This is a genomic window from Alteromonas sp. 5E99-2, from assembly GCF_017368475.1.
In the GTDB taxonomy this organism is placed as follows: domain Bacteria; phylum Pseudomonadota; class Gammaproteobacteria; order Enterobacterales; family Alteromonadaceae; genus Alteromonas_F.
This window is the reverse complement of sequence record NZ_JAFNJE010000006.1, coordinates 132979-146503: the sequence shown is the minus strand read 5'-3', so window position 1 is coordinate 146503 and position 13525 is coordinate 132979. Positions and strand designations below refer to the sequence as shown.

Annotated in this window: 12 protein-coding genes; 9 read left to right on the top strand and 3 right to left on the bottom strand. The window is 42.2% G+C overall.

What is annotated here, in order from left to right; all coding sequences use genetic code 11:
• The first annotated feature begins 15 nt into the window (after positions 1-15).
• Both J3L16_RS08410 and J3L16_RS08405 read left to right on the top strand, forming a co-directional pair.
• Positions 16-366: a hypothetical protein gene (locus J3L16_RS08410; protein ID WP_207612524.1), complete on the top strand. Its 351-nt coding sequence runs from the start codon at positions 16-18 to the stop codon at positions 364-366.
• Positions 367-964: 598 nt separating this feature from the next.
• Entirely contained in the window at positions 965-2110 is a 1146-nt protein-coding gene (locus J3L16_RS08405) for a polysaccharide lyase family 7 protein (protein ID WP_207612523.1), read from the top strand.
• Positions 2111-2398: 288 nt separating this feature from the next.
• On the opposite strand, the gene J3L16_RS08400 is transcribed toward J3L16_RS08405, so the two are convergent.
• Complete coding sequence (locus J3L16_RS08400; protein WP_207612522.1) at positions 2399-3418, bottom strand: adenosine deaminase; 1020 nt, start codon at positions 3416-3418, stop codon at positions 2399-2401.
• A 238-nt stretch (positions 3419-3656) separates the two neighbouring features.
• On the opposite strand from J3L16_RS08400, the gene J3L16_RS08395 reads away from it, so the two are divergent.
• The gene (locus J3L16_RS08395; RefSeq protein WP_207612521.1) at positions 3657-4982 is read left to right on the top strand and encodes an NCS2 family permease; all 1326 of its coding nucleotides are present in this window, start codon (positions 3657-3659) and stop codon (positions 4980-4982) included.
• A gap of 36 nt (positions 4983-5018) precedes the next feature.
• On the opposite strand, the gene puuE is transcribed toward J3L16_RS08395, so the two are convergent.
• Complete coding sequence (gene puuE, locus J3L16_RS08390) at positions 5019-5915, bottom strand: allantoinase PuuE (protein WP_207612520.1); 897 nt, start codon at positions 5913-5915, stop codon at positions 5019-5021.
• Positions 5915-6544: a TetR family transcriptional regulator C-terminal domain-containing protein gene (locus tag J3L16_RS08385; protein WP_207612519.1), complete on the bottom strand. Its 630-nt coding sequence runs from the start codon at positions 6542-6544 to the stop codon at positions 5915-5917. The genes puuE and J3L16_RS08385 overlap by 1 nt, the downstream gene beginning before the upstream one ends.
• 120 nt (positions 6545-6664) lie before the next feature.
• Here J3L16_RS08385 and xdhA point away from each other — a divergent pair, with 120 nt between their 5' ends.
• The 6 genes from xdhA to guaD are packed head-to-tail and all read left to right on the top strand — an operon-like array spanning position 6665 to position 13493.
• A complete protein-coding gene (xdhA, locus tag J3L16_RS08380) occupies positions 6665-8128 on the top strand; it encodes a xanthine dehydrogenase small subunit (RefSeq protein WP_207612518.1) in 1464 nt (487 codons plus the stop codon).
• Positions 8121-10463, top strand: coding sequence for a xanthine dehydrogenase molybdopterin binding subunit (gene xdhB / locus J3L16_RS08375; RefSeq protein WP_207612517.1), 2343 nt, complete (start codon positions 8121-8123; stop codon positions 10461-10463). Before xdhA ends, xdhB begins: the two co-directional genes overlap by 8 nt.
• Entirely contained in the window at positions 10460-11323 is an 864-nt protein-coding gene (gene xdhC / locus J3L16_RS08370) for a xanthine dehydrogenase accessory protein XdhC (protein ID WP_242698751.1), read from the top strand. The genes xdhB and xdhC overlap by 4 nt, the downstream gene beginning before the upstream one ends.
• Positions 11314-11820, top strand: coding sequence for a 2-oxo-4-hydroxy-4-carboxy-5-ureidoimidazoline decarboxylase (gene uraD, locus J3L16_RS08365; RefSeq protein ID WP_207612516.1), 507 nt, complete (start codon positions 11314-11316; stop codon positions 11818-11820). Before xdhC ends, uraD begins: the two co-directional genes overlap by 10 nt.
• A 38-nt stretch (positions 11821-11858) precedes the next feature.
• Positions 11859-12182, top strand: coding sequence for a hydroxyisourate hydrolase (gene uraH, locus J3L16_RS08360; RefSeq protein ID WP_207612515.1), 324 nt, complete (start codon positions 11859-11861; stop codon positions 12180-12182).
• A gap of 15 nt (positions 12183-12197) precedes the next feature.
• Positions 12198-13493 carry a guanine deaminase gene (gene guaD / locus J3L16_RS08355; protein ID WP_207612584.1) on the top strand — a complete coding sequence of 432 codons (1296 nt, stop codon included), beginning with the start codon at positions 12198-12200 and terminating at the stop codon, positions 13491-13493.
• Positions 13494-13525: the final 32 nt, after the last annotated feature.

The window sequence follows — 13525 nt, the reverse complement described above, 5'->3', positions numbered from 1 at the left end:
AAACCGAGCGTATTTATGATCATAGACAGAATTTATGCCAGCGAAGACGGCAAAAGTCATTTTGGAACATTGGATATTCCGTTAGCCGATGGCGGACCAATTGGGCTTTTGTCAGAGAAACACCCAGCAGGCAGCGTTATTTTTAGAGAAACACCAGCGGATTACGACTTTAAATGGCACCCTGCACCAGCGAGACAATTGCTGTTTATCTTAAAAGGCAGTGCGGAATTTACCGTGTCAAATGGTGAAAAACGCATTTACGGCGGGGGAGATGTATTGCTTTTAGAGGATACATTTGGCGAAGGACATTGCTCAAAAGCTCTGAACAACGAAGTGCGACATTCTATATTTGTGACTTTAGTCTAATTTAGCGCAATGACTGAACTTGATATTTTGGTGCGACTAAAATACCAAGTTCATGTTAGTAATATGGTATTTCTTTCGTTTTTAACGTTTAAAAGCCGTAAGTAAAAAAAGCCCCGATGTAGCTACCGTCGGTATCGACTTCTATAAACGAATCTTCAAATTGACAATTTGCATTGGCATAGCGAACTCCGCACTAGCCTTAAATACCACTGACACAGTGGATAGCGCATGGTGTTAATATTTCTTATATTCAGTTAACTATTTGTTTTAGTATCCTTTTTAAATGCTCGGCTAGTGCTTCATGAGCTTGCTTGTTTATGCCTATATCCATAGTTGTCACGATATCTTCTTCTGAATGTCATATATGTAGATTAAGTTTATAGGTTTGCGTTCTGTAAAGTAGATTGTACACCTTTAAAATGATCAAAAAAATAGATTGAAATTTTGTTTTTTTACGAAGATACTCTGGTTGTGGACTAATTTTTGTTCACTTTAAAGAAAGCAAGTATCAATTAATTTTCATTTTTAGTACGAGCGTTAATACTGGCTCTTCAGTATTAATAACACTACTTATATAGTCCATTGGAGGACAGTTGTTATGAAAAAGTTAGTGATGGTATCGATCTTTATGTCATTCGCAGGTGCAGCGTCAGCACAAGTTAATGAGTTTGGTTTAGACCCAAATCTTGCTCCTTGGGAAAACTTTGATTTGAGTGTTTGGGGTCTTGATTCTCCCGCACTTCGAGAAATATCAGCAAATAATGAAACTGGTGTACGCATCGATGATTTTGAGTTTATTGCCTTGCGTGAAGGGCCGAATAACTCAGACTTTGATGATGCAGAAGACCTTTTCTTCGGTAGCGATAGCGATGTGGAATCATCAGACCCTTACTTCTTTACTGGGCCTGACGGTGGCATGGTATTTAAGTCGCCTGTCAATGGAGGCAGAACATCTCTGAATACACGTTTTCCTCGTTCAGAGCTACGTGAATATGTTCGCGGTGGCGTGACAAGCCGTGATAATGGCTTAAGTATTAGAATCTCAGGCGTAAATGAAAATAATTGGGTTTTAGGTTATCAACCAGACAACTTAATACTTGATGATAATGGAAGTAGTGGCCGAGGTGTTGAGAATGTAGGTGGCCGAAACGGTCTTTTAAGAGCAACACTTCGTGTTAACAAAGTGACTGAAACAGGCCGACCTGATGATATTGGGGCGACTATTATTGGTCAAATTCATGCTGAAGATGATGAGCCGCTTAGACTGTATTATCGTAAGCTACCTCAAAATGAACGAGGCAGTATTTATGCGCTTCATGAAATTAATGGGGGCAGCGATTTAGAAGAGCGCGTTTTTGTTGGCTCACGAGATGATGATGCAGAAAACCCAGATGAAGGCATTGCTTTAGATGAATTATTTTCTTATGAAATAGAAAACGTTGGTGCTTTGATTAACGTTACTGTTCGAAGAGGTGATTTAAATGGCGATATCATTGATATAATCACTTTTGATATGGAAGCTGAAAACAGTGATTATGATAGACGTAATGAATGGATGTATTTCAAAGCAGGTGCTTATACACAAAATAACGTTGCTGTTGAAGAGTTTAATAATCAACTTTTACCAGGTGCGGATACAACAGGTTTTGGTCCTGATGGCACAGAAGCTGATTTTGACCAAATTACCTTCTATCAATTAGAAGTAAGTCATGATGATAATGATTGCACTGCATGTAGTGAATAGCAATTATCGTTAAAGTGATGGTTTAACATCGCATTGTGTTACAGAAAAGGCGAACTTAAGTATGAGTTCGCCTTTTTATTATTGATTGAATTTTAGCTAACCCGAGAACTATTTAAGCTACGACAATAATCAGGCGTGCATATTGAGTATAAAGTCATTCATACTGCGATGTCTCGAGAGTTCAATGAAGGATATGGGCTTTCAAATACCTCTATTTAACTGACGATTGCAGTTAAAACTGCTAATGCGATCTTGTGACGAACTCGACGAGTGTTAGAGTTATGTGACTTAGTTATGACTAAGCGAGTGATTGAGCTTATCAACTTCCTTTATCCACTTCTGTTTTAATTTATCACTAAGAAAGCTGGCTTCAAAACTGTTTTTTACGAGTTGAATGAATTGCTCATCTGACATAGCTAGATGGGTATCCAAGGCTTGATAGTTTTGGTTTAAATAGCCTCCGAAATAAGAGGGGTCATCTGAATTGACCGTAACCATTACACCTTGTTCTAATAAATCGAGAATGTTGTGTTCAGACATGTCGTTAACCACGCAGAGTTTTAAGTTACTTTGCGGGCATACGGTTAGTGGCATTTTGTTTGCCACTAAATGAGCCATGAGTTTAGGGTCTTCAATACAGCGTACGCCGTGGTCGATGCGGTGCACATCTAGGTCGTTTAATGCTGACCAAATATATTCAGGTGGGCCTTCTTCTCCTGCATGAGCAACCCGTTTAAAGCCTAGTGTCTTGGCTTTGGCAAAAACATCGATAAATTTGTCAGGTGGGTTCCCTAGTTCTGAACTGTCTAAACCCACTGCGTCGATAGCGTCATAATAAGGCTCTGCTTGTGCAAGGGTGAGCAGTGCGTCTTCTTGTGACAAATGACGTAAAAAAGACAATATTAAACAACTTGTAATGCCTAGTTCACTTTCTGCTTGTGCTTTCGCACGTAAAAAACCAGGCATGAATACGCTGTAATCAATACCTCGGTGAGTATGAGTTTGAGGGTCGAACATGATTTCTGTATGAACAATATTTTGTTCTTTACAGCGTAAAAAATAGGCCCACATCAGTTCAAAAAAATCGTCTTCATCAATCAGTACCGCAGCACCTTGGTAGTAGAGATCTAAAAAGCTTTGTAAATTATCGAATTGATACGCGTTGGCAATCTCTTGTATGCTATCGAAAGGAAGGGATAACTCGTGCTTTTTCGCAAGGCGCCACATAAGCTCAGGCTCTAAGGTGCCTTCAATGTGTAAATGCAGCTCTACTTTTGGAATAGATTGAATAAGGGTTTTTGTTTTCATTGTAACCTGTTGTGTGAACGCACCAATATGTTGCGATTGTGCAAATCTAGTGCGAATTAATCCTGTGTATCCGTTACGATAACGTCGTTACGATAACGTCACTATTATCGAGAACTGTTTCAATTAAGCTTAGTTATGCCGAAATTTGACCACATGGTCAAGAAATTGCTTTAAGTTTTCGCTAAATACGTCGTTTAACACGGCCGTTATAGTTATATCAACATAAAAGACTAAACAAATGAATCGAACACTATTAGAGACCTGGTTTAAATTAACAGAAAATAAAACAACCGTTAAGCGAGAGATCATTGCAGGGCTCACTACATTTGCCGCAATGTCTTATGTACTCATTGTTAACCCAAGTATTTTGTCGGTTAGCGGCATGCCTGCAGCTGGTTTGATTACAGTAACCGCATTAGCAGCCTGTATTGGCACTTTGTTAATGGCGGCAATGACTAATTATCCCATTGCACTGGCGCCAGGAATGGGACTTAACGCGTTTTTCGCGTTTACCATATGCTTAAATCGAGAAATCCCTTGGGAAGCGGCCTTGGGGATCGTATTTTGGAACGGTATTTTATTTGTATTGCTCACTGTCACAGGCGTCAGGACTAAGGTGGCTAACTCCATACCGGACTGCCTCAAAATAGGGGTACAGTGTGGTATTGGATTATTCATTGGTTTTATTGGATTAAAAAATGCGGGGTTAATTATAGATAACCCTGCAACCTTAGTGTCTATAGGTGATTTATCTGACCCCGCGGTTTTACTTGCGTTTATAGGTGTTATTTTCACTTTGGTGTTAGTGATACGAAATGTAACCGCAGGTATTTTAATTTCTATTGTAGTGATTTCACTTATTGGCATGCTCATTCCTACCGAAAACGGGTTTTTAACTGCACGACCTGATGCCATTGTCGGCATGCCAGAGCCAATTAGTTCCACGTTTTTTGCTATGGATATCATGTATCCAATTAAGCACTTTGCAGCGACCTGGGACCTTATCCTTGCGCTAATGTTTGTGAATATGTTCGATACCATAGGTACCTTAATTGGAGTTTCTCGCAAAGCAAACTTGTTAGATGAAAACAAGTCCCTACCCAAAATGGGAAAAGCTATGACAGCAGATGCAGCGGCAAGTGTTGCTGGTGCGGCGTTAGGAACATCACCTGTAACCAGTTATGTGGAATCGGCAGCTGGCGTGTCTACAGGTGGTCGAACGGGGTTAACAGCAGTTGTTGTAGGTCTTTGCTTTTTACTGGCTTTGTTTTTGACACCGATTATGAAAGTCATCCCATTAATGGCCACAACACCAGCCTTAGTCATTGTTGGCATATTGATGATGGAATCTATTAAAGAGTTGGATTTTGATGACTTGATATCCCTTGCCACAGCATCAGTTGCACTTATTGCGATGCCATTAACCTTTAGTATTAGTGAAGGGATTGCGCTGGGTTTTATTACTTATGTCGGATTGAAGCTAGGCTGTGGTAAATACAAAGAAGTGAGTCCATTCACTTATGGCTTAGCCTTTGTGTTTTTACTTAGATACTGGTTTATATAAACCAGTATCCCTACAAACCGGGCCCTCGTTTAACGGCTAAAAGTGTGCTTGCCAGTGTTTAGCAATATCTTCGCGAGTACACACCCACACTTGTTCTTTTGAAATGACATACTCAATAAAGCGTTTTAATGCCATTAGTCTTGCCGGGCGTCCTATTAAACGGCAATGTAATCCAATTGAAAGCATTTTAGGAGCCGTTTCACCTTCTTCGTATAGCACATCAAATGCATCTTTTAGGTACTGATAAAACTGCTCACCACTGTTAAAACCTTGTGGTGTGGCAAAACGCATATCGTTGGTATCCAAAGTATAGGGAACAATCAATAATGGTTTGCTGTAGTGATTATCGTAATAAGGTAAATCATCAGCATAAGAATCGGCGCAATATAGAATGTCGTCCCGTTCAGCAACAAGTTTAAGTGTATTTGGACTGGTTCGCCCTGTATACCAGCCAGATGGCGCTTTACCCGTCACGGCTTTGTGAACTTCAATGGCCTTGTCTATGTGCTCACGCTCTTCTTGTTCTGACATATCTTGAAAGTGGATCCAGCGGTGTGCGTGGCTTGCAATTTCCCAGTTTGATTCGAGCATAGCCGCCACCGCATCGGGGTTTCTCTCCATGGCCATACCAACACCAAATACGGTTAATGGAAGCTTGTATTGGTTGAACAGCCTGTGGAGTCGCCAAAATCCAGCTCGACTTCCATATTCATACATAGACTCCATACTGAGGTGGCGGTCGTTAAACGCTTGTGCGCCCACAATTTCAGATAAAAATACTTCTGATTGCTGATCACCATGGAGCACACAGTTTTCTCCACCTTCTTCGTAATTAAGCACAAATTGAACTGCAATTTTGGCTTTGTTGGGCCAACGAGCATGAGGCGGGTTAGCACCATAACCAACAAGATCACGAGGGTAATGCATTGTCATTATTCCTTGGGTAAAGAAAGGCCACAGCCTGTTAATATAAGATTGATTAGCTCATCGGTAGCTTGCGAAAAATCACCTTTTTTCATGGGCTTGCCTTTCAAATTAGTAATTTGAGATGAAAAATCGGCATAGTGCTGGGTACAAGCCCATATGTGATAGAGCAAATATTCAGGATTGACGGCGTTCATTTTCCCTTGGTCTATCCAGCTTTGAAGAATAGTGACTCTTCCTTCCATCCACTTTTTATGCTCGGCTAAAAACGAGTCACTTAAATTATGTCCGCCATTTATGATTTCAATGGCAAAAACTTTTGACGCACAAGGGTTGTGTAGCGAGTTTTGCATTTTTTCATAAATATATTCTGCCAGCGTGAGGGCAGGATCATCTTCTTCTTTTGCTTGATCAAAGCGAGAGTTCCACACATCTAATATCTGATTAAGTACTGCATGGTATAAGCCTTGCTTCGTTTTGAAATAATACAAAACGTTAGTTTTGGGTAAGCCTGCACTATCTGCTATTTCTTTTATAGAGGTGCCTTTGAACCCGTTTGAAGCGAATAAACGCTCCGCGGCTGCAATGATAATTGAGCGATTTTTCTCTGAAATTTTGCTTGATACGTTAACTGGCATATTAATAGTGTTGAAATTAATTCATTAATCAATAAACTATACAAATCTGACCAATCGGTCTACTTTTTTATTTGCACGGTAGAAACAGTTATCTACCTAGATAGTTTGCTTGGAGCCATAATGATACGTTTTTTACTGAATGAAAAGCTTGTTACGATAAAAGACGCACCTGCGGACCTTACCGTGCTTAATTATTTGCGTGAACGTCTTAAAATGACAGGCACAAAAGAAGGGTGTGCGTCGGGAGATTGCGGAGCTTGTACCGTCGTTCTTGCTGAACTTAGTGGCCTTGAAGCAAGTGGGCTTCATTATCGTGCAATTAACAGTTGCGTGACGTTTTTGTCTGCGCTTCACGGTAAGCAACTTATTACCATTGAGCATTTAGCCTCTGGGAAAAACCAACTTCACCCAGTACAGCAAGCCATGATTGACCACCATGGGTCGCAATGCGGTTTTTGTACCCCTGGTTTTGTGATGTCCACGTTTGCGCTGTATCACTCAGCTGATTCTGTTTCTCGGGATGACGTAGTACATTCATTGTCGGGTAACCTTTGTCGTTGCACGGGATATCGTCCTATTATTGATGCCGCTTTAGACAGCTGTAATCAAGAAGCCAAAGATCAGTTCATTACCAACGAAAAGCACACTGTTGAGCAACTCTCAAAGCTTGCTGGTCAAACTGATGCGGGTACGCAAGGCATACTGATGCCGACCACGTCAAAAGAAATGGCTGAAGCTCTCAGTCAACACCCTGATAGCCGATTAGTTGCAGGTAGCACAGACTTGGCGCTAGAAGTCACTCAGCAGTTATCTTCTATCAATACCTTAATTAGCGTAGCGGCCATGACTGAAATGAAAAAAGTCTCTGTTAACGAACACGAATTGAGTATTGGTGCCGCGTGTCCGATTAATGATATTTCAGCTATCTTTTTACAGTATTTCCCAAGCTTATCTGAAATTGTAGAGCGCTTTGCGTCTTTGCCTATTCGAAATCAAGCAACCTTAGGTGGCAATATTGCTAACGCTTCGCCAATTGGCGACATGCCCCCAGTACTTATTGCGTTACAAGCAAAGGTGATTTTGGACAAAGGCGACAATCAGCGAACCGTGCCGTTAAGTGATTTTTTCACAGGCTACAAACAAACTGTGCTTGAGCAAGGGGAATGGGTACACAGTATCGTTATTCCTTTATCCAGTGCGAACACGCAAATTCGCGCGTATAAAATATCTAAGCGTAATGAAGACGATATCTCGGCAGTGTGTGCGGTATTTTCTCTGACCACTGAAAATAACAAGGTCACTGCTATTCATTCAGGTTTTGGTGGGGTTGCGGCTACGCCAACACGCTGTGATCAGCTTCGCGATTTGGTGGGTAGAAATTGGGCCGATGCTGACACTATGGCACTAGGACAACAGGCGCTAATTGATGTATTTACACCTATCGACGATGTGAGAGCCAGTGCAGAATACCGCAAAAATATGCTAGGTAATTTATGGCATCGATTCTGGTTAGAAACTCATACTCAAGAGTCGATGATCCCTGTGCGCGTGGATTCTGTGTTGGAAGGAGCAGCCCATGCGTAAATTAATTGATATCCCAGCAAACACGGCTTCCTATCAAGCTGATAAAAAAAGTAAAAAGCACGAAAGCGCCATTCGACAAGTTGGGGGCGGTGCGCGATATGTGGATGATATTCCAGAGCCTGCTAACCTGATGCATGGTGCGATTGGTATTAGCCAATGTGCAGCGGGAAAAATTACTCATATAGATTTAACTAAAGTAAAAGAAAGTGAAGGGGTTATTGACGTTATCCTTGCTGAAGATGTGCCAGGGCATATTGATATTGCGCCAGTATTCGATGGCGACCCTGTATTGGCACACCATGAAATTAAATTTCATGGTCAGGCAGTATTTGCAGTGCTTGCAGACAGTGTAACGAACGCTAGAAAAGCCGCGTTAAAAGCTCTTATAGAGGTTGATGAAGCGACACCAGTACTCACGGTAGCCGAAGCGAAAGACAAACACTCTACAGTGCGTCCACCACATTATATGTCGATGGGGAATGTGGATGAGGCACTAGCACGAGCAGAATTTGTAGTGAGCGACAGTGTGTCTGTGTGTGGTCAGGAGCATTTGTATTTGGAAGGTCAAGTGTCTATGGCTATTCCTGAAGAAGAAGACCGAATGTTTGTGTATACCTCAAGCCAACACCCTAGCGAAGTGCAAAAGCTGGTGGCTGAAGTGTTAGATACAAGTTTAAACAAAGTGGTTGTTGATATGCGCCGTATGGGCGGTGGATTTGGTGGTAAAGAAACCCAAGCTGCACAATGGGCCTGTATTGCCGCCTTGTTAGCCTCACGCAACCAATGTGCGGTAAAAGTACGCTTACCTCGACAGCAAGATATGATTGTAACGGGTAAGCGCCACCCTTTTGAAAATAGCTATACCATGGGCTTTTCAGCTGAAGGTGTGATTGCGGGTGTTAGCCACTCTATCAATGGAAACTGCGGGCATTCACCGGATTTGTCTGATGCCATTGTAGATAGAGCTATGTTTCATGCGGACAATTGTTACTTTCTAAACAATTGCGACATAGCGGGCCATCGTCTAAAAACGAATCAAGTTTCCCATACTGCGTATCGCGGGTTTGGCGGCCCTCAAGGCATGATAATGGCTGAAGCCGTTATGGATAAAATAGCCAGAACCACGGGACTCGACCCACTTACCGTTAGAAAACGCAACTTGTACAGTAATGAAAATGGCAGTGTTACGCCTTATGGTATGGACATTGAGCATCACCTAGTCGCTGATTTAATTGCACAGTTAGAACAATCAAGTGATTACTGGCAACGCCGAAAAGCTATTGCAGAATTTAATAAAACCAGTCCGGTTATTAAAAAAGGGTTGGCTCTTACTCCGATTAAATTTGGTATTTCGTTTACCGCTAAACATTTGAATCAAGCTGGGGCGCTGTTGCACATATACACAGATGGCAGTATTCAGATAAACCACGGTGGTACAGAAATGGGGCAAGGGCTTCATACTAAAATCGCACAAGTGGTGGCGCATGAATTCGGCGTTGATATGGATGTTATTGAGGTAACATCAACCCGCACAGATAAAGTGCCCAACACATCGCCAACCGCGGCATCAAGTGGCAGTGACTTAAACGGTAAAGCGGCGCAAAATGCCTGCTTAATTGTGAAACAGCGCTTGGCCGAGTTTTATGTATTAGAAGTATTGAAACAAGCCGCTGACGTTATTGAAAATGTGACGTTCGAGCAAGGCCATATTGTACTTGATGATAATAAGATGCCTTTTGTTGAGCTTGTTCAACAAGCCTATTTTGGAAGGGTATCGCTATCGGCCAGTGGCTTTTATAAAACACCTAAAATTCACTATAACCGTGAAACGGGTAAAGGCCGGCCGTTCTTCTATTTTGCTTATGGTGCATCTGTGTCAGAAGTCAGTGTTGATACCTTGACCGGAGAGCACAAAGTTGATCGTGTGGATATATTACATGATGTTGGAGCAAGCTTAAATCCGGCTATTGATATTGGTCAAATAGAGGGTGGCTTTATACAAGGTATGGGCTGGTTAACTACTGAAGAGTTAAAATGGGACGATTCAGGCAAGCTAATGAGCAACAATTTAGCAACCTATAAAATTCCCGCTATTGGCGATACGCCTCGTATTTTTAACGTGGATTTGTACGATCGCGCTAACGAAGAAGACACCATTTATCATTCAAAAGCGGTGGGTGAGCCACCCTTTATGTTAGCCATGTCAGTGTGGTGTGCCATTAAAGACGCTATTTCCAGTATTGCTGACTATGGTATTGATCCAAAATTAGACACGCCGGCAACACCTGAGCGTGTGTTTAACGCAATACAACAAATGAAAGGGCAACAGCAATGAATCCTTTCTTGAAAGCTCAACGTTGGCACGAAGCTGTGTATCAGTGCCAACAGCAAGGGCAAGGATATGTACTCATTACCGTTTTAAGCGCTGCGGGTTCAACGCCTAGAGACGCTGGTGCTAAAATGGTGGTAACCGCTGATGGGCAATTCGACACCATTGGGGGGGGCCATTTAGAATATGTGTCTATAGAAAAAGCTCGCCAGTTACTGATCGTCGGTAAACAATCTCAATCAGTTGAATCATTTCCGTTGGCTGCAAAACTGGGGCAATGCTGTGGTGGTGCAGTGAAAGTGTTATTCGAAACCCATGTTCACCATGGGCAAACATTGGCTGTGTTTGGTGGTGGCCATGTAGCTCAGTCATTGGTCCCTATTTTGGCTCAGCTACCACTGCAAATACGTTGGGTTGATAACCGTCCACCAACCTTTGATACGTCGGCATTACCTAGCAACGTGACGTGTTTATTTAACGATGATGCTGTGAGCGAGATGGAGCATTTGCCCACCAATGCATGGACCATTATCTTAACCCATAACCATCAGCTAGATTACGAGCTTGTAGAGCAGGGGTTAAAACATAATCAGCTAGGCTTTTTAGGCATGATTGGGTCTGATACAAAAGCAGAACGGTTCCGCCTACGCCTGCAAAATAGAGGGTTTGAACAATCCCAGATAGATTCGCTGGTAAGTCCGATAGGGGCCTTATCTGTACAAGGAAAACGCCCCGTGGAAGTGGCGGTTTCCATTAGTGCTCAAATTATAAATTTATTGAACGGTATTCAGCCAAACAGCACTCAACCAAACACTAAGCCGTTAACGACAGAAACGGTGGGGGAGCAAACCACTCAATGTGTGTAAAACAATTAAATGAACTCTCTGCAACAGCAGCAATTGAATGGTTTGCTCTCACATGTACGGCAAGCCGTTGGTGCGAACTAATGGCTTCAAGCCGTCCTTTTTTATCTGAACATGATGTGATTGAAAAAAGCGAGCTGCACTGGGCCAAAATGGAACACTATGATGTGATGGAAGCCTTTGCTGGACACCCTATGATTGGGGATATTACATCGCTAAAAGCCAAATATGCGAACACGGAAAGCCTTGCTAAAAACGAGCAAGGTGGCATGGATAGCGCGAGTGATGAAGTGTTCGAGCAACTAAAAAACTTGAATCACGCTTATCTAGAAAAACATGGCTTCATTTTTATTATTTGTGCGTCGGGGCTAACGGCTGCGCAAATGTTGCATCAAATTCAATTGCGAGTGAACAACATCACAGAGCAAGAGTTTGCCACTGCAGCAGCGGAACAATTGAAAATAACCAAATTACGCATAGCGAAAGCCTTCGCTAGCTAATCAGCATTTGTGCTAAACACTTTTAAAGGAACTTGGGAATGAATACACTTTCTAGCCATGTACTTGATACTACACTGGGCAAACCAGCCCATAATATGGTTTTGACGTTAACAACACCTAATGGAGAAAGTGTAACCGCTGTTACTAATGACGATGGACGATGCAACGAGTGGGGCGACATTCAGTTTTCTGAAGGCATATATTCACTGCGTTTTGCGTGCAAAGAGTATTTGTTAGCGCACCACGGCGCTAGCTTTTATCCTTATGTCGACATTGCATTCGAGATCACCGGCGACGACGCCCACTATCACGTACCGCTTTTGGTTACTCCCTATGGTTTTAGTACGTATCGAGGTAGTTAAACGTTGAATTCAGACATGCATATTTACCGCGCTAGCATTGTTCATTTTCCATCTACAACAAGAGAACCAAGCAAAGAACATTGTTATTATGAAGACGGTGGTTTGCTGGTGGAAGGTACTAAAATTCTGGCCCTCGATACTTATAGTGTTATCAAGGATAGTTACCCTCAAGCAAGAGTACATGATTACCGCGGAAAGTTGATTATTCCTGGTTTAATCGACAGCCATGTGCATTTTCCACAAACAGAAATGATTGCCGGCTACGGCGAACAATTAATGGCGTGGTTGGAAAATTATACGTTTCCAACAGAAATGAAGTTTGCCGAGCCAGCATACTGTAATCAGATAGCCGATGTGTTCTTAAACCAGTTATTAAAAAATGGTACAACAACGGCCTTGGCTTATGCCACTGTTCATGCGCATTCAGTTGATGCCTTGTTTTCAACGGCACAAAGTAAAAATATGGCGTTGATTACGGGGAAAACCTGTATGGATTTTGCTGCCGAATGCCCTGAGAACCTGCGTGATACTGCGGATTTAGCGGTAAAAGAGTCTGAAATGCTGATTAACCGTTGGCACAATAACGGCCGTTGTAAATATGCAATCACACCTCGATTTGTGCCGACAAGTACTGGCGCTCAATTAGGTGCTTTAGGTGAATTAGCCAGCCAATATAAAGATGTGTTTATACAAACGCATTTGTCAGAAAACAAAACAGAAATTGAAATTGTTGCAGCCCGTTTTCCCGAGCGAGCTTCCTATTTAGATGTCTACGATCATTATGGGTTAGTAAGAGAACGTGCTGTATTTGGACATTGCATTCACTTGCCCGAGTCGTCGTGGCAAACCTTAAGTGAAAAGGGTGCCAGTATCGCTTTTTGCCCTAGCTCTAATTTATTTTTAGGCAGTGGTTTATTCGATTTGGCGTCTGCAAATCAATACGATATTCCCACTGTGCTAGCCAGTGATGTAGGGGCAGGTACCAGTTTTAATATGCTGCGAACTTATGGTGAGGCGTATAAAGTGTGCCAGTTACAACAAAATCCTGTTGATGCGCTTTCCGGGTTATACATGATGACTCAAGGCGCAGCCGCTGCTCATGGTATGGAACACGAAATAGGTAATTTAAACCCTGGAACCTATGCAGACTTTGTTGTGCTAAATCCGTGTTATGACGAATTATCAGCATTGCGAAATGAAAACGCAAAGCAAGTGAGTGATGTGTTGTTTGCGCTGAGTATTTTAGGTGATGATAGAGCTGTTGAGCAAACCTATGTTGCAGGTCAGGAGATGTTAACGCCAAACACATAAATTAACCTGAATTGCTGTTTAATATACGGCGC

Excerpts from the sequence above, each read along its gene's own strand:
- J3L16_RS08410 (WP_207612524.1), top strand. The coding sequence starts at position 16 with ATGATCATAGACAGAATTTATGCCAGCGAAGACGGCAAAAGTCATTTT.
- J3L16_RS08405 (WP_207612523.1), top strand. The coding sequence starts at position 965 with ATGAAAAAGTTAGTGATGGTATCGATCTTTATGTCATTCGCAGGTGCA.
- J3L16_RS08400 (WP_207612522.1), bottom strand. The coding sequence starts at position 3,418 with ATGAAAACAAAAACCCTTATTCAATCTATTCCAAAAGTAGAGCTGCAT.
- J3L16_RS08395 (WP_207612521.1), top strand. The coding sequence starts at position 3,657 with ATGAATCGAACACTATTAGAGACCTGGTTTAAATTAACAGAAAATAAA.
- puuE (WP_207612520.1), bottom strand. The coding sequence starts at position 5,915 with ATGACAATGCATTACCCTCGTGATCTTGTTGGTTATGGTGCTAACCCG.
- J3L16_RS08385 (WP_207612519.1), bottom strand. The coding sequence starts at position 6,544 with ATGCCAGTTAACGTATCAAGCAAAATTTCAGAGAAAAATCGCTCAATT.
- xdhA (WP_207612518.1), top strand. The coding sequence starts at position 6,665 with ATGATACGTTTTTTACTGAATGAAAAGCTTGTTACGATAAAAGACGCA.
- xdhB (WP_207612517.1), top strand. The coding sequence starts at position 8,121 with ATGCGTAAATTAATTGATATCCCAGCAAACACGGCTTCCTATCAAGCT.
- xdhC (WP_242698751.1), top strand. The coding sequence starts at position 10,460 with ATGAATCCTTTCTTGAAAGCTCAACGTTGGCACGAAGCTGTGTATCAG.
- uraD (WP_207612516.1), top strand. The coding sequence starts at position 11,314 with ATGTGTGTAAAACAATTAAATGAACTCTCTGCAACAGCAGCAATTGAA.
- uraH (WP_207612515.1), top strand. The coding sequence starts at position 11,859 with ATGAATACACTTTCTAGCCATGTACTTGATACTACACTGGGCAAACCA.
- guaD (WP_207612584.1), top strand. The coding sequence starts at position 12,198 with ATGCATATTTACCGCGCTAGCATTGTTCATTTTCCATCTACAACAAGA.